Source organism: Psychrobacter maritimus (assembly GCF_029953575.1).
Classification (GTDB): domain Bacteria; phylum Pseudomonadota; class Gammaproteobacteria; order Pseudomonadales; family Moraxellaceae; genus Psychrobacter; species Psychrobacter maritimus.
This window is the reverse complement of record NZ_CP124526.1, coordinates 535,279-551,748: the sequence shown is the minus strand read 5'-3', so window position 1 is coordinate 551,748 and position 16,470 is coordinate 535,279. Positions and strand designations below refer to the sequence as shown.

The window sequence follows — 16,470 nt, the reverse complement described above, 5'->3', positions numbered from 1 at the left end:
CGTTCACACTTAAGTATTGCTAATACAGAATTTTTCTGTCTCCTTTGTTTTCTACTGTATTTTTATACAAATTTCTTGCTACTATCTCTGAATCTCATTTAAAAAAACAAAAATTAACAATATTCTAGTTCAGCATTCATTACGAATTTTACAAGGTATTTTTAACGCTATGCTTGTATTATCAATGGCTGTTAGGCATTTATTGAGCTAGAAGACAATTGTGAGACGCAAAAACGGTTTTTTACACCTTGACTGTAGGGTATACCCTATAGTTTATAATCATTCATTAAATTAAATCTGCTTATCCGATTGTTACGCGTTTAGCGATTAATATATTGGCAACGGTAAATGCATATTACTTTTCATATCTACCACGTTAAGATTTACCCCTAAACTTTTAATACTGTAATTATTTATTATATGATATTTATATTGCCGAGGACATTGATGAAGCACTCTACTCTTGCGCTTGTAATAGCATCTGTACTATCTGGAGCTGTACTGGTTGGCTGTGACAAAAACGAGGACGCAGCTGGTGACGCAGCCGCACAGCAGCAAATGCCACCTGCTGTCGTCAACGTTCAGACTGTCACTCTAGATACCGTACCCCAAGTACAGACCTTTGCTGGACGTACCGCGGCTTATCAAACCGCAGACGTTCGCCCACAGGTTAATGGCATTATTGACGAGGTGCTGTTCCGTGAGGGCAGCAACGTCAAAAAAGACCAACCTTTATATCGTATCAATACTGATAACTACGCGACGTCTATCACCAGTGGGCAGGCGGCTATTCAGCAGGCTCAAGCCAACTATCAGACAGCGGTGGCAAACAATGCCAATGCTAAAGCTGAATTGGTCAGCCGCCAAGCATCATTATCACAAGCGCAAAATGATTTGCAACGCTTGCAAGGTTTGATCGAAATTGATGCTATCTCAAAGCAGCAATATGACCAAGCTGTCACCCAAGTTCGTACCGCTCAAGCGGCAGTCGAAAGTGCGCGTGCGGCTATCGGACAAACGGAAGCAGGTATCGAGAGTGCTAAAGCGGGCATCCAAACTGCCAAGGCAGGTTTACAAGCCAGCACGTTGGATTTAAACCGTACTATCGTACGAGCGCCGCTGTCAGGTCGTACTGATCGCTCTAGCGTGACTGCCGGTACGTTGGTTAGCGCCGGTCAACCTGATCCGTTAGTGACTATCTCACGCTTAGATCCTATCTATGTCGATATCAGCCAGTCTTCATCTGAATTGCTTAAGTTACGCCAGCAAATCTCTGCCGGTAAAGCACAAGCAGGCATGAACTCGGTTGAATTGGTATTAGAAGATGGCTCAACTTATCCTGTACGCGGTGAGCTTGCTTTATCTGAAGCAAAAGTTGATGAGTCAACCGGTGCGGTGACTTTACGCGCGGTCTTCTCTAATAAAAACAATATCTTATTGCCTGGTATGTATGTCAGCGCCCGCTTAACCCAAAGCGTCATTACCAATGCCGCCTTGGTACCGCAAAGTGCCGTGATGCGTACCCCGAAAAGTGAAACGCAAGTTTACATCGTTGATGAGAACAATAAGATTCAAGTACGTCCTGTCACTATTAATGGTACTTATCAAGGGCAATGGGTGATCACAGACGGCCTACAAGCAGGGGATAAAGTAGTGGTTATTGGCGGTGCAAAAGTGAAACCTGAGCAAGAGGTGGTCGCCAAACCATTACCAGATGCCAATGCAGCCCCTGCTAAGTCAGCTGCACCTACTGCCCAAACGCCGCAGCAAGCTGCAAAAGCGATGGATAAGCCAGCTAGTAAAGATGCCGCTGCTAAAAAACCTGCAGAATCTACCGCTAACTAATTCCATTCAAAGATAGGAAGACTAGGGATATACTATGTCACGTTTTTTTATTAATCGCCCTATTTTTGCATGGGTGATGGCTATTTTGGTCATGCTCATCGGGGTGATATCGGTCATTAATTTGCCGATTGAGCAGTATCCACGTATTGCACCACCAACGATTTCGGTTAGCGCAAGCTATCCTGGTGCCAACGCTCAAACCGTTGAAGATTCTGTTGTGCAGATTATTGAACAACGTATGAAGGGTCTTGACGGTCTGATGTATATGTCATCGTCGAGTTCTTCGAACGGTGGCGCGTCAGTAACCTTAACCTTTGAAAACGGTACTGACCCTGATACCGCTCAGGTACAAGTACAGAATAAACTTCAAGCTGCGATGAGCTTATTACCTGAGTCAGTACAGCGTCAGGGCGTCAACGTTAATAAATCGTCTAGCAGCTTTTTGATGGTGCAAGCTTTCGTGTCTGAAGACGGCAGCATGGATCGTGCGGATATCGCCGACTACGTGAACTCCAACGTCGCTGACCAATTAAGCCGCGTAGAAGGGGTTGGCGAGGTTCAGGTATTTGGTTCTACTTACGCGATGCGCATTTGGCTCGATCCTGCCCGCCTACGTAGCTATAACATGGTGCCATCTGATGTGGTCAATGCAGTACGAGCGCAAAACGCGCAAGTCTCTGCTGGCCAATTGGGTCAAGCGCCTGCCGATACCGACCAACAGGTTATCAACGCCACGGTTACCGTACAAAGCTACCTACAAACCCCTGAAGAATTTGAAAACATTTTATTAAAAACAGATACTTCTGGGGCGAAAGTGCGCCTAAGCGATGTTGCAAATGTTGAAGTCGGTAGTGAAAACTATAGTATTATTTCACTTTATAACGGTCAAGAAGCGGCTGGTCTAGGTATTTCATTAGCAAGTGGATCAAACGCGCTTGAAACTCGTGAAGCGGTTGGTGCACGTATGGCAGAGCTGGAAGCAAACTTCCCAGCCGGTCTCATATCAGTAGTACCTTATGACACCACGCCTTTCGTGCGCTTGTCTATCGAGCAAGTTGTCATGACGCTGATTGAAGCGATTGTTTTGGTATTTATCGTCATGTTCATCTTCTTACAGAACTGGCGCGCTACCATTATTCCAACCCTTGCTGTTCCTGTGGTTCTACTAGGTACCTTTGCGGTACTGTATATTGCAGGTTTCAGTATCAACGTGTTGACGATGTTTGCCATGGTGCTGTCTATCGGTCTACTGGTCGATGATGCCATTGTTGTGGTAGAAAACGTCGAGCGTATTTTGGAAGAAGACCCTCATATCTCCATCAAAGACGCTACCATTCAATCAATGGGTGAGATTAGTAAGATCGTTATCGGTATTGCTCTGATTCTATCGGCAGTATTTGTACCGATGGCATTCTTCGGTGGTTCAACGGGTGTGATTTATCGCCAGTTCTCAATCACCTTGATTACTGCGATGGTATTGTCGGCACTGGTTGCCCTTATCTTTACCCCTGCTCTGTGTGTGACCTTACTCAAACGTAGCAAGAGCCATGATAAAGGCGCTGCAGAAGAGAAAAAAGGCTTCTTTGGTTGGTTTAACCGCTCTTTTTATAAAGCCAGCCGTAATTATGAAAATTTTGTAGGGAGAAGCTTCCGCTTTAAGTGGTTATATCTAATCGGCTATGCCGCCATTATTGGTATTATGGCAGTGGTATTCTTACGTATCCCCGGCTCGTTCTTGCCAGAAGAAGATCAAGGTATTATGCTTACCTTGGTTCAGCTGCCTGCTGGCGCGACGCTTGATGAAACGCAAGAGGTACTGGATAAAGTCAGCAACTATTACGACACTCAAGAAGGTGATAATGTCGCCTCAGTCTTCACCATCGCAGGCTTCAGTTTTGCTGGTCAAGGGCAAAATATGGGACTGGCATTTGTCCGCTTGTCCGACTGGGCGGACCGACCTGGTGAAGAAAACACCGCGAAAGCCGTGGCTGATCGCGCCATGGGTTACTTTTTTACTCAGTTAAATGAAGCACAAGTATATGCGATTATACCGCCAGCGATTACCGAACTTGGTAACGCCAGTGGCTTTGATTTAATGATTCAGGACAACGGTAATATTGGCCATGATGGCCTACTTGAGGCACGCAATATGCTGCTGGGTATGGCTGCACAAAATGACAAAGTCGCCGGTGTACGTCCAAATGGTCAAGAAGACTCCCCACAGTTAAAAATCAACATCAACCAAGAGCAAGCCGCCGCTTATGGTTTGTCATTGGGTAATATTAATAGCGTCATCTCTACCGCTTGGGGCTCAAGCTATATCAATGACTTCGTCGACCGCGGTCGTATTAAGCGTGTGTTTGTCCAAGGTGAGCCAAGCAGCCGAACCAACCCTGAGGATATCGGTAAATGGTTTGTCCGTAACGATAGCGGTGATATGATTTCATTTGATGCTTTCTCTAGTAGCGAATGGCAATCAGGCTCTCCGCGTCTGACCCGTTATAACAGCTTACCGTCGATGAATATTCAAGGTAGTGCAGCGCCTGGTTTAAGTACGGGTGAAGCAATGAGCTCCATGGAAGCTATAATGGAGAAGATGCCTGAAGGTGTTGGCTATGAGTGGACAGGTATGTCACTCGAAGAGCAAAAGTCAGGTGCCCAAGCGCCGATGCTTTATGCGCTGTCAATCTTAGTGGTATTCTTATGTCTAGCCGCCTTGTATGAAAGCTGGTCTATCCCCTTCTCTGTCCTATTGGTCATCCCACTTGGGGTACTAGGTGCGGTGATATTTACGTGGCTACGCGGCTTTAATAATGATATTTACTTGCAGGTTGGTCTACTGACGGTGGTTGGTCTATCGGCCAAAAACGCCATCTTGATTATTGAGTTTGCAAAAGAACACCAAGAAGAAGGTTATAGTCTAAAAGAGGCGGTCATGACAGCGGCGCGTCAACGTCTGCGTCCGATTATTATGACCTCACTTGCCTTTGGGCTCGGTGTTGTGCCATTATTCATCGCCACAGGTCCGGGCTCAGGCAGTCAAAACGCCATCGGTACCAGCGTGGTTGGTGGTGTTGTCACCGCAACTATCTTAGGTATCTTCTTTATTCCGATGTTCTATATTTGGGTACGTAGTATGTTCCCGCATAAATATGAGAATAACAAACCAAACGATAGAGATGATGGTAACGACGGCACACCTGGCCCGCAAAATCCAACGCCTTCTGACCCAATGCCTTCTGAGAGTTATCAGCCTGTAAGCCTTGGAGATAATACACAATGAGTGCTCAAAAAAACATTACCTTAAGCTCAGCAGCGGTAGCAAACATTGCTACCACTGCGCAACCGGCGCTTGCAGTACTGCGCAAAAATGGCGGTCGTCTAATCGGCTTGACCGCTTTAGCGTTAAGCATGGCGGCTTGTAATACCATCCCAAAAGCGGATATGCGCCCTGTCCTTGCTGAGCCGAATATCCCTATCGAACAAACTTATGGCGCGTTTGATAAAGAAACCGTGAGTAGTGCTGATCAGCCAAGTATCGCCGGTCAACGCTGGCAGAATTTCTATAGCGACGAGCGCCTAAAAGGTCTGATTGCGTTAGGTTTAGAGAACAACAAAGACTTTGAAAGCGCCCGCTTAGCGATTGAAAAAGCACGTGCGCAATATCAAATCACCGATCTTAACGACCTACCTAGAATTGATGGTAGTGGTGGTTACACGCGCTCAGCACAAAATAGAACTGATAAAAACCCTAACAGCTCCTATAACGTCAATCTTGGTCTTGCCAATTATGAGTTAGACTTTTGGGGTAAAATTGCCAGCTTAAAAGACCAAGCGTTACAGAATTTCTTGGCCACTACCGCGGCAAAAGATTCGACCCAAATCAGCCTAATCAGTAATATTGCTCAAAGCTATGCCAACTTAAGCTATAGCTTAGCGCAATTAAAACTGGCAGAGGCGACGGTTGAAAGTCGTGAGAAATCACTATTTATTGCCGATAAACGCTTTGAAGCAGGTATTGATCCTAAGCTGCCATCTTTGCAAGCCAGTGCGTCATTAGAAAATGCCAAACTTGCTGTCTTACGGGCGCAAAGCAGTATTCTAAAAGCGCGTAATGCCTTGCAGTTTTTGGTAGGCGGACCGATTCCAACCAACCTTATTCCAACGCCTGCGGTCAGTAACATCACAAATCAGCAGATATTTAACGCCGGCTTACCAAGTGAGTTGCTACGCTATCGTCCTGATGTGTTGCAAGCAGAATACAATCTAAAAGCTGCTGGTGCCAATATCGAAGTGGCGCGCGCATCTTACTTCCCGTCTATCAGCCTAGCCAGTAGCGTAGGTTTGAGTAGCGGCAGTTTAGATAACTTGTTTAAGAGTGGTTCGGTCGGTTGGTCATTTGGCCCAAGCATTAGCGTGCCTATCTTTGATGCTGGTCGCTTGGATGCTAATTACGATGTGGCGAAAATTGAGCGTGAACAGACACTAGCAGGTTACGAGAAATCTATCCAAACCGCGTTCCGCGAAGTATCAGATGTGTTGGCAACACGCGCGACATTGGGTGATCAGCTCGCCGCGCAATACCGTCTGCAAGATAACTTTGAGCAAACCTATCAGATTGCCGATGCACGCTTTAAAGCGGGTATTGCAAACTATCTAGACGTGCTTGATGCGCAGCGCTCATTGTTCTCAACGCAGCAAGGTATCTTGGACTTAGAGCTGCAAAAAATCATTAGCCAAGTCGAGCTTTATCAAGTCTTAGGCGGCGGCGCTAACCTTGACGTGCCAACGGTGATTCCTGTACCGCATAAAAACTTAGTGCAATTGGTCAATCTACCTGCCAATAGCAATAAAGCAAAAGCGGTCGATGCCATCGATGCGGCTAGCTCAGCTCGTGTGGCTTCCGCACAAGAAGCGCAAGCGATTAAGCAAGCGCAACCAACAGAAAAGGCAACCTTTAAGCCGACCGCTGTGGTTGATGTCAATAATGATGGCAAAACAGATGCGGCGGTAGGTGTGGTCACTGAAAAGACGACCTTTAACGACACCAGTGTTGAGCAAGTACCTGTTACCCAGATTGTTGAGCCTTAAACAGTCATAGAAGATATTGTGAGCGCACTACCCTCACATTGACAGTCGATACGTACAATCAGCCCTACCGACTTGGTAGGGCTTTTTGCTTTCGATAGCGACTATTGGTTATAGTGGCTATTGGTTATAGTAGTGCTGGGTATAATAGAACATTATATTAACGACGCTTTTATCACTTTAGCGGTGCCAATTTTATAAAAAACATGCATTAAAACAGCTTATTTAAACAAGCTGATAAGTAACACATGCTTAAAATCAAATAAGGAAACCTCATGACTTATACTTTTAACCGTCAATTCCCTGAAACTCGCCTACGTCGCTTGCGTTATAACGATAACGTGCGCGCGATGATTCGTGAAGTTGAGCTGCATCCCAAGCACTTTATCGCCCCTGTCTTTGTTTTGGAAGGCAACAATAAGCGCGAAGCAATCGCTAGTATGCCCGGTGTTGAGCGCTTATCGATTGATTTGCTGATTAATTATGCCAAAGAATTATTAGCGGAGGGTGTCACCACGATCGACATCTTCCCCGTGATTGATAATTCCTTAAAAACGCCTGATGGCAAATCAGCTTATGATGAAAACGGCCTTAGCGCACGTGCAGTCACAGCGGTGAAAGATGCCGTGCCAGAAATGGTGGTGATGACCGATGTGGCGCTTGACCCTTATACCTCACATGGTCAAGATGGGTTGCTTGATGACAGCGGCTATGTGGTCAATGACGAAACGGTGGAAGTATTGGTCAAGCAAGCGCTCGTCCACGCTCGCGCTGGCGCTGATATCATCTCGCCAAGTGATATGATGGATGGCCGCATCAAAGCCATGCGTGATGCCTTTGAAGCCGAAGGCTTTGTCAACACCGCTATCATGGCCTACTCTGCCAAATATGCTTCTGCTTACTACGGTCCGTTCCGTGATGCCGTTGGCAGTGCCGGCAACTTAAAAGGCGGTCATAAAAAGCAGTATCAGATGGACTTTGGTAATCGCGCCGAAGCACTGCATGAGGTCGCCATGGATATCAATGAGGGCGCTGATATGGTGATGATTAAACCGGGTCAGCCATACTTAGACCTTATCCGCGAAGTCAAAAATACCTTTGGCGTACCGACTTTTGCTTATCAAGTGTCGGGCGAATATGCCATGCACATGGCCGCTATCCAAAATGGTTGGCTCACCGATGCGGTGATTTTGGAATCCTTGATTGGTTTCCGCCGTGCGGGCGCTGATGGTATTTTGACTTATTTTGCCCTAGAAGCGGCTCGTCAGTTGAATAATGCTTAATATACGCCAATCTCAACTTATCGTAGGCTTTTGATTTTTATAGAATTTAAAATTTTAATTGTTTTAACTGAAATTTTAAAAACTAAGTAAACCAATACCTTAGAAAAATAAGTTGAGAGTGGGGTTTAATATGCATTAAATTGCTTTGTATATAGTCAGTTCGAAATAAAAGCGAGACGTTATAGCTGTGTGCGACTGGTATAAATTTTCCTTGCTTGCTGTTATCACAGAGGCTACTAAAAATTCATCCCAGTCGCACTGTATCGATTTTAAAGTAATTCTACTGTATAAAAAAACCGCGCCAGCTTATGTATTAGCTGGCGCGGTTTTTTCTATATTACTATTTTAAAAGCTTAATAAAACTTATAAATGCGCACGGTCATGAGGTTCGTTAAAATCGAGCAGCGGACCTACAGGGATGATACGCGTGGGATTGATATTGGCATGGCTGGTATAATAGTGCGCCTTAATATGCTCGATACTTACCGTCTCTGCGATACCGGGCACCTGATATAAATCACGCAGATAGCCCCAAAGGTTGGGATAATCAACAATGCGGCGAATATTACATTTAAAGTGTCCAACATATACCGCATCAAACCGCACGAGCGTGGTAAATAAGCGCCAGTCTGCCTCAGTTATCGTATTACCTAGTAAGTAACGCTGGTCTACCAGACGCGCCTCTAACATGTCTAGCGCATCAAATAACGTTATGACTGCTTCTTTATAAGCGGCTTCGGTTGTAGCAAACCCTGCTTTATAAACGCCGTTATTGACCGCTGAATAAACAAACTCATTAACCGTATCGATTTCTGCTAGCAATTCTGTTGGCAAAAAATTAACTGCTGTTGCCCCTACTTCATCAAAGGCTGAGTTAAACATCCGAATAATCTCAGACGATTCATTACTGACGATGGTATTGGTTTTTTTATCCCATAATATTGGCACTGTCACGCGTCCCGTATAATCAGGCTTCGCGGCAATATAAACCTCATATAGATAGTCTGCTTTGACGATTGGATCAGCAATAACGCCTGCGCCCTCTGCAAATGTCCAACCTTTATCGCCCATAAATGGATGCACTATAGACAGTGAAATCATGTCCTCCAAGCCCTTTAGCTTACGATAAATCGTGGTGCGATGCGCCCAAGGACATGCAAGCGAGACATATAAATGGTAACGATTGGCTTCAGCTTTAAAGCCGCCGATACCTGATGGGCCCGCGCTGCCATCAGCCGTGACCCAGTTTCTAAAACCAGCATCTTCGCGCTCAAAACGTCCTTCGCTCGCCTTGGTGTCATACCATTTATCTTGCCATTGACCGTCGACTAATAAACCCATATCTTGCCCCGCTTTATTTTAGTTTTAAATGTATTTGATTAAAAATGACTACTATCAAACGATGCAAATAAAATAATTGCTATCGTCATATTTATTCAACTTTAAAGCTCATAGTAACATTTCTATGTTGCCCAGCCATTAAGCTTTGTTCGTTTCTCAAATAGCATAGATCTTAAAAGGCAGAGTTATGGTGCGGATTAAATCTAGATAGATTTTTTTAGAAAAAGTCAAAAAACTTATTTTAAGAGACAGGCGAATTATAAAACTTGAGCGTCCTACAGATATAGTAAAAGAAACAAGAATCCGCTACAGTATATAATATGGCATACTCAAAAGACTACCGACAACTGATCCTCAATAAGCTTGCAGAAGGCTATAGCATTCGACAACTTGCAGAGGAATATCAAATTAGCACCAACACTATTCAGCGTTGGAAAAAATTTCCTGAGCGTAAAAAACGTCAGTTTACCCCAACTAAAATAGACGATGCATTACTGAGAGCGGATGTAGAGGCTTATCCTGATGACTATCAGCACGAACGAGCTCGGCGTTTTAATTGTACTCAAAGAGCGATAGGCATTGCATTAAAACGAATCGGCATCACTCAAAAAAAAGAGCTTAACTCATCCAAAAGCAGATGATAAAAAACGTTTAATATTTCTTGAAAAGTTAGCGCAATTTGAGTTTGATGATAAGCCTATTATCTATCTTGATGAAAGTGGCTTTAAGTCTCATGAAAACAGGCCTTACGGTTACTCTAATAGAGGTAAAAAATGCTTTGGACAATACAACTGGCAGCTTAAAAACCAAACCAATGCGATAGGTGCTATTTACAATAATCAGCTATTCGCTGTTGGACTTTATGATCGCAGTGTCAATAGTGATGTATTTCATAGCTGGGTTGAACAACTGCTGCTACCAAGCTTACCGAAAGACAGTGTAATCGTTATGGATAATGCAACCTTCCATAAGCGCAAAGACACAACTGAACTTATAGAAGATGCAGGGCACACTATTTTATGGCTGCCACCTTACAGTCCTGATTTGAATCCTATCGAGCAAATGTGGGCTTGGGTCAAACAAAAACGTAAAGAGTGGCGGCTAGATTGTGTTGACACACTGTTCTTTTATTTCTTATGGCTGTGTGGCGATTTATAAGTTCTTTGACTATACGAAATTTCCATCTCCGATACAGCCTTTATAAAACGGGCATAAAAAAAGCCCCAATCATAAAGATTGGGGCTTTCGAATCTGGTAGGCGTAACTAGATTCGAACTAGCGACCTCTACCATGTCAAGGTAGCGCTCTAACCAACTGAGCTATACGCCTATTTAGGTCATGCATTTTAGCAAGTTTTTAAAACTTTGCAAGCCTTTTCTATCACAATATTGACTTATTATGAGAATACCTATTTTTAAGCTTTATAATGAAGCACTTAAGAAAATACGACGTTTCTAAATAGTTTCCGCTATCTAAGATAGCTCATACCTTGTAGACTTTTAATACAACCGAAAACACAACTTCCTAATAGAGGCCATCACATGACCCTACGCATTCATGCCTTATTTCATACAGATTACGAAGACCTCAGCTTTATTAAGCACTGGGCAGTTAATCATCAGCACAGCATTACCTACACCCGCTCTTATAATAAAGACACCTTGCCAGCGCTCGCCAGTTTTGATTGGTTAATCATAATGGGCGGGCCGATGAGCGTCCATGATGAGGACGACCATCCTTGGTTAAAAGAGGAAAAACGTCTGATTAAGCAAAGTATGGATAGCGGAAAAACAGTAATCGGTGTGTGTTTGGGTGCCCAGCTTATTGCGCATGGTTTGGGGGCGAGCGTAGAGCCAGCGGGCGTAAAAGAAATCGGTTGGCTACCTATTCAGTTGACCAAAGACGCTCAGGCGCATCCTTTATTACAGGACTTACCAAAGCAGCCCTTTACCGTTTTTCATTGGCATGGCGATGGGTTTGAATATCCACAAGGAGCGATTCCGTTAGCGACATCAGCAGCATGGCCCAATCAAGGCTTCCTTTATCAAACGCTGCAGCAAAAAGCGCTTGGTACCTGGGTTATGGCTTGGCAGTGTCATTTTGAAGTCACCAAAGAAAGCATCGTTAAAATGGTAGCAAACGGTGACAACGCCATTCAAAAAGGGCTAATTAACTATCCTAAAACCGTACAATCACCTACTGAGATCATAGCGCTGGGCGATAAATATATTGCTGATAACAACGCGCGCTTAGCAGCCATGCTCAATCGTATGGTAAAGACGGCGGACACTTAAACCTAATCTTTCAATCCTAAAAAAACTTAACGGCTTCGCTGCTTTTTCCCCCTTTTAGCCGCAAGCCCACCCTTTATCGGGTCTGCTGGTTTGATGTCGCCATTTTTACCCCGCCATAGGTGACTAATACGACACCCAGCGCTATCAATGACGCACCCAAAAACAGTCCTTCTGGCGGACTTTCTCCCTGCAAAAATATAGCGACAGGCACACCGACGACCGCCCCAACCGAACCTAATAAGCTTAGTAATACTGGGCCCCCCGTTTTTTGCAGTAAAAATAACAGTAAGAACTGACCAGCGAAAACGAACGCCTGCACCGCAATCAATCCTAACGGCAATATCTCTGTCATTGGCACCGCTAGTGAAAAGTGCGGCATCAGACTGACTAAACCAAGTAACACGGAGGCTGCTATCAGCATACCGGGTACAAGTGCGCTTGGAGACAGATTATCTGGCCAGTATAAGGTGCGATAAATATTGCCAATCGCCAATAACACCGGACCGCAAAGCGCAAGCCCAATCCAAAACACACTGGCATCGGGTGCGGCAAATTTACGGGCGGCGAGCACCCCTGCTCCGGCAAGTGCAGCGACCACGCCGAGCGCGCGCAGCTTGGTAAAGCGCTCTATTTTTAAGATGATTGCGGCCAGATAAGTTAGGAGCGGCGGCAGAGAGATAATTAATGCGACAAAGCCTGCGCCGACATGCGGAATAGCAGAGAAGAAAATGAGATTGGAGCCTGCCACACTGACTAACGCAGCAACTAGATAATAGCTCAAGGTTGGTTTGCTTAACGGCGGCAGCTCGCGGCGTAGAAATGCATAACTGAATAAAATCAACGCCGCGCCAGTGATAGACCAAAACAGAAGTGCCAACGGCGTCAGACCGACCTCGCCTGCAAATTTCGCCAAATTGGTCGAAATACCGGTTAATCCACCACCAACGATAAGACACAGCACAGGAATGAGCCACGCTTTTTTACCTTTAGCCATACCTTGCTGCGTTGACCCACTCATAAACTACCTTAATGTTAATACGACTATTATATTAGGTCCAGTTTTACTTATGAAGTTTAATCTTATTAGGCTTTGTTGATGCGCTCTAGAAAATTTTAATTTGAGGTAAGGACTGTTAAACCGGAACCTTGTGGTCCACAAAAAGTATCGAATAAAGCAAAGAACACATCGGGATCAATGATTTCTTCTGGCGCAAAGGCACCGCTTTGCTTTAAATGACCTTGATGTAGCAGCGGTAAAAATAGCGCTTGCGGGATTCCAGTGACCGTTGCCATTCCACCTGCAGGCGTATTGCGAATAAAAGCGCCAGCGCTGGCAGGTTGACCATTTTTGCGTCCTTGCGCATAGGCTATTAAGCCTGGAATCTCTTTTTCCTCGCTTTCGGCTAAATGGGTTTGGCGTGCTTTGCGACTATCTTTATCAGTCAATTACCGTGCTGCATCCTCAACAGCCATTTGCCCCGCCGCTACTGCCGACGCAATTTGGCGCAGATTATCAACGATATCATCGATACCAAGCATACCGTTATAGCAGTTTTTTAGCCGTGGAAAGCGCCTATTTAAAGTGACCGCTTCAGGATGTCCGAGTGACCACACATCAAGCTCACCAAGCCTTGGGAAGTCGATTTTTGAATGCGCTAATGGTTTCTTATCGACCATCTTTCCAGCTGCTAACACGCGGATATCTTCAGATAAGCAATGTATAAGATGTACTGCCGCTGCGTCAACTTGACCCTCATTGGCCGGCCGACTAAATCCATCATCGGCATTCACAGCGCCCGATAGCTTCCATGCCGACACGATAGTATCCACTTCATCCAACGCCGTTGCCGCTTTCACACACAGTAAATTAGAAATACCGGGGCTCGCGCCTAAACCAATCACGGCGGTGACATTATTTTGTTTTGCACGCGCACTTAATTTAAGCATCTCGACGGTCGGTTGCCAATCATCGCAAATGTCACAGTAGTGCTTACCTTCCTCTATGGCCGCCGTTAAAATCGGTACACCAAAGCGAAAAAAAGGCCCTGCTGAATTGAGTACCACATCGACGTCGCGAATCGCTTGGCGTAGGCTATTGTTATCTGTCACGTCCAAGTAAAGCGCGCGGACAGGTTTTTTAAGAGCTTCTGTATTTCCTCTATTTAGCGATTTGCTATTTAACTCGGCAACAAAACGCTCCGCCAGCTCACTGTCAATACCAGCGACGATAATCTCGCTAACAAAATCAAAGCTCATCGCCGCACGCACTGCAGCACGACCCATGCCGCCACTACCACCTATGGCCAATACTTTCATAAAAACGTCCTTGTTCAGTTTTACATTTACTAAAAGTCGGCTTAAACAAAATTCAGCTAACTATTGCTTAGCACCAAGATAGATTAGCGTTCGCGCCAATGCAACCATAAACGGGTATCGAGCTCATACTGATGATAATCCGGTTCCATATGGCAGCAGAGCTGATAAAAAGCCTTGTTATGCTCTTGCTCCTTAAAATGTGCCAGCTCATGCACGACAATCATACGCAAAAACTCAGGCGGCGCTTCCTTAAATAGGCTTGCCACCGTGATGCTATTATGTGATTTCAGCTTACTGCCTTGCACGCGCGATTGATAGGTATGAATGCCAAGCGCGTGTTTGAGGACAGCAAGTTTACTATTATAAGTCACTTGCGACAGCGGGCTGCTTTTGCGCATATATTGGTTTTTGATGTCATTAATATACTGATATAGCGCTTTATCGCTTTGTACTTGGTGACGGTTTGGATAGTTTTTATCCAAATACTCACCCAGTCTGCCCGTGCTAATCAGCGTCGCCGCTTGGCTTTGAATCTGCTCAGAATAATGAGCGATATACTTTAATGTGGTCAATATGGTCACCGTTTTTATCTTTGACGTTTTATCTTTTAAATTACGCGATAGAGATTTTTCATTCTAAACTTGCTCTAAATATACTTTATATTAGCCATGCACCTTCTGCCAATATATCAATGTAACGCTTCATGGCTAAAAACTCATGATTGCTGGTAAATAATTGATAGCTGCTTAATGCGCCACTGAATTAGACAGCAAGTTCATCACCACGACACCGCCAACAATCATCGCAATACCAATCACAGCAGCAGTATCAAGCGTTTGCTTAAAGAAGAACAGCCCAACTAAAGAGGTCAATACGATACCGAGCCCGCCCCATAGTGCATAAGCAATACCGATAGGGATGGTTTTTATGGTTTGGGTTAATAAATAGAACGAAATCGCATAAAGTACCGCCATAATCAGCGTGGGTATAAAGCGCGTAAACTGCTCTGACTTGACTAAAAAGGTAGTGCCTATCACTTCACAAACAATAGCGATGGCAAGGTAACCGTAAGCAATCATGGTTGGACTCATATTTTAGGCACCTATATTGGTTAGAACGTGGTTTTTTAGGAAGTGAGTGGTTAGAAAAAAACTGGTTAGAAAATGATTGTTTAGAAAGTGCTGGGTTAAAACATATTGCATGGCCGCGGATAAAGTTAAAAAGCTTTAAAGTAAAGCAAATTACAGCCAAAACGCTAAAGAAACGCTCGGGTGGCTATTTTATAGGTTTATAGCAGCGCTTGAAATAGAGATTTGAAGGTTTACAGTAATGCAGGCTTTTACTTTACTTTCAAATAGATAGTCTAATTAACCTGACTAATAAAGTGAAATTCATAACCTTTCTTGCAAGTCAGTTTTATATATAGGTTCGATAGACTGTATCAGGGTCATTTATTAAAACAGTCAATAATCCAGCCACTTTAAAAGCAAAAAAGCTCAATTTCATACGGATTGCAATTATATTTATAATTAATCGCCTAATAAGGTTGACAGCCCATAACTACTTGGCTAAAATGTGCCCCACATAACGCAAACAAGATAAGCAATCGCACCTACCAAAACCTTTGTAAAACTTGCGATAGTAACCGTTATAAACAACTTATTCTCCAATAGCTCAGTTGGTAGAGCAACGGACTGTTAATCCGTGTGTCCCTGGTTCGAGCCCAGGTTGGAGAGCCATATTTGAAAAGACCTTCATCACTTATTTGATGGAGGTTTTTTTATGGTTGCGGTTTTTAGCTGCTAATCGCATCAGCATAAGCCCACACAATATTAATACAGCGACAGTGTTCTTTTAGCAACTTTTGTTGTATGGTAAGGTTAGCAGTGACTGAGTCAGTTTTTGTCTGAGTGCTTTACTCCTACTCACTAAAAGTAATGGTTTATTATGATACCTGTACGTGTAAAAAATAAATTCTCTGACTATCCGCAAAAAATCATGCGCCCGGTCAGTATTCGTTTGTCTGAAGAAATGATTTCGCTATTAGAAGCCACGTCAAAAGAGTTAGGTTTTAAGCGCATTCAAGGACTTATTCGTCTCTATATTCGTCAAGGTCTTGATCGCGATCATCAAGATTACACCCTAGCTCATGATGAAGTTTTTATCGAAAGTTTGCGTAAGCGCGGCGTCAGCCAACGCATCATTGATGAGGCGATTGTGGTGACTCATAATAACAATATCACCCATCCGCTGTCTGAGCTGCAAGATAAAGATAAAAAATAACGCCAGCCATGAACTAATAA

The 16,470-nt window shown here is 44.3% G+C and carries 14 protein-coding genes and 2 tRNA genes; 9 read left to right on the top strand and 7 right to left on the bottom strand.

Translation table 11 applies throughout. From position 1 onward, the window contains the following. Positions 1 to 447 precede the first annotated feature (447 nt). The 4 genes from QJS82_RS02425 to hemB all read left to right on the top strand — a co-directional run bounded on the left by QJS82_RS02425 (position 448) and on the right by hemB (position 8,216). Complete coding sequence (locus QJS82_RS02425; protein WP_281491116.1) at positions 448 to 1,845, top strand: efflux RND transporter periplasmic adaptor subunit; 1,398 nt, start codon at positions 448 to 450, stop codon at positions 1,843 to 1,845. Between the two features lie 34 nt (positions 1,846 to 1,879). Next, on the top strand, positions 1,880 to 5,128 hold the full coding sequence (locus QJS82_RS02420) for an efflux RND transporter permease subunit (protein ID WP_281491115.1): 3,249 nt from the start codon (positions 1,880 to 1,882) through the stop codon (positions 5,126 to 5,128). Beyond that, a complete protein-coding gene (locus QJS82_RS02415) occupies positions 5,125 to 6,936 on the top strand; it encodes an efflux transporter outer membrane subunit (RefSeq protein WP_201619746.1) in 1,812 nt (603 codons plus the stop codon). Before QJS82_RS02420 ends, QJS82_RS02415 begins: the two co-directional genes overlap by 4 nt. 272 nt (positions 6,937 to 7,208) lie before the next feature. Then, positions 7,209 to 8,216: a porphobilinogen synthase gene (gene hemB / locus QJS82_RS02410; protein WP_281491114.1), complete on the top strand. Its 1,008-nt coding sequence runs from the start codon at positions 7,209 to 7,211 to the stop codon at positions 8,214 to 8,216. A gap of 363 nt (positions 8,217 to 8,579) precedes the next feature. Here hemB and QJS82_RS02405 read toward each other — a convergent pair whose 3' ends face one another. After that, a complete protein-coding gene (locus QJS82_RS02405) occupies positions 8,580 to 9,557 on the bottom strand; it encodes a glutathione S-transferase family protein (protein ID WP_281491113.1) in 978 nt (325 codons plus the stop codon). 320 nt (positions 9,558 to 9,877) lie between these two features. Between QJS82_RS02405 and QJS82_RS02400 the strand changes: the two genes are divergently transcribed. Both QJS82_RS02400 and QJS82_RS02395 read left to right on the top strand, forming a co-directional pair. After that, the gene (locus QJS82_RS02400; protein ID WP_025651424.1) at positions 9,878 to 10,198 is read left to right on the top strand and encodes an IS630 transposase-related protein; all 321 of its coding nucleotides are present in this window, start codon (positions 9,878 to 9,880) and stop codon (positions 10,196 to 10,198) included. Positions 10,199 to 10,211: 13 nt separating this feature from the next. Next, on the top strand, positions 10,212 to 10,715 hold the full coding sequence (locus QJS82_RS02395) for an IS630 family transposase (protein ID WP_068407314.1): 504 nt from the start codon (positions 10,212 to 10,214) through the stop codon (positions 10,713 to 10,715). A 94-nt stretch (positions 10,716 to 10,809) separates the two neighbouring features. On the opposite strand, the gene QJS82_RS02390 is transcribed toward QJS82_RS02395, so the two are convergent. Further along, a tRNA-Val gene (locus QJS82_RS02390) sits at positions 10,810 to 10,886 on the bottom strand. Positions 10,887 to 11,098: 212 nt separating this feature from the next. On the opposite strand from QJS82_RS02390, the gene QJS82_RS02385 reads away from it, so the two are divergent. Further along, positions 11,099 to 11,851, top strand: a complete 753-nt coding sequence (locus QJS82_RS02385; RefSeq protein ID WP_281491112.1) for a type 1 glutamine amidotransferase — start codon at positions 11,099 to 11,101, stop codon at positions 11,849 to 11,851. A 73-nt stretch (positions 11,852 to 11,924) separates the two neighbouring features. On the opposite strand, the gene QJS82_RS02380 is transcribed toward QJS82_RS02385, so the two are convergent. From QJS82_RS02380 to QJS82_RS02360, 5 genes are all read right to left on the bottom strand, one after another. Continuing rightward, positions 11,925 to 12,869, bottom strand: a complete 945-nt coding sequence (locus QJS82_RS02380; protein WP_281491111.1) for a DMT family transporter — start codon at positions 12,867 to 12,869, stop codon at positions 11,925 to 11,927. A 95-nt stretch (positions 12,870 to 12,964) separates the two neighbouring features. Next, positions 12,965 to 13,297, bottom strand: coding sequence for a hypothetical protein (locus tag QJS82_RS02375; RefSeq protein WP_281491110.1), 333 nt, complete (start codon positions 13,295 to 13,297; stop codon positions 12,965 to 12,967). Next, the gene (locus QJS82_RS02370) at positions 13,298 to 14,167 is read right to left on the bottom strand and encodes a saccharopine dehydrogenase family protein (protein WP_281491109.1); all 870 of its coding nucleotides are present in this window, start codon (positions 14,165 to 14,167) and stop codon (positions 13,298 to 13,300) included. Between the two features lie 83 nt (positions 14,168 to 14,250). Then, positions 14,251 to 14,748, bottom strand: a complete 498-nt coding sequence (locus tag QJS82_RS02365) for a M48 metallopeptidase family protein (RefSeq protein WP_281491108.1) — start codon at positions 14,746 to 14,748, stop codon at positions 14,251 to 14,253. Between the two features lie 165 nt (positions 14,749 to 14,913). Beyond that, positions 14,914 to 15,258 carry a DMT family transporter gene (locus QJS82_RS02360; protein ID WP_271134609.1) on the bottom strand — a complete coding sequence of 115 codons (345 nt, stop codon included), beginning with the start codon at positions 15,256 to 15,258 and terminating at the stop codon, positions 14,914 to 14,916. 572 nt (positions 15,259 to 15,830) lie between these two features. Between QJS82_RS02360 and QJS82_RS02355 the strand changes: the two genes are divergently transcribed. Together QJS82_RS02355 and QJS82_RS02350 are read left to right on the top strand one after the other, a co-directional pair. Further along, a tRNA-Asn gene (locus QJS82_RS02355) sits at positions 15,831 to 15,906 on the top strand. A 208-nt stretch (positions 15,907 to 16,114) separates the two neighbouring features. Further along, positions 16,115 to 16,450: a CopG family transcriptional regulator gene (locus QJS82_RS02350; RefSeq protein ID WP_201565211.1), complete on the top strand. Its 336-nt coding sequence runs from the start codon at positions 16,115 to 16,117 to the stop codon at positions 16,448 to 16,450. The last annotated feature ends 20 nt before the right edge of the window (positions 16,451 to 16,470 follow it).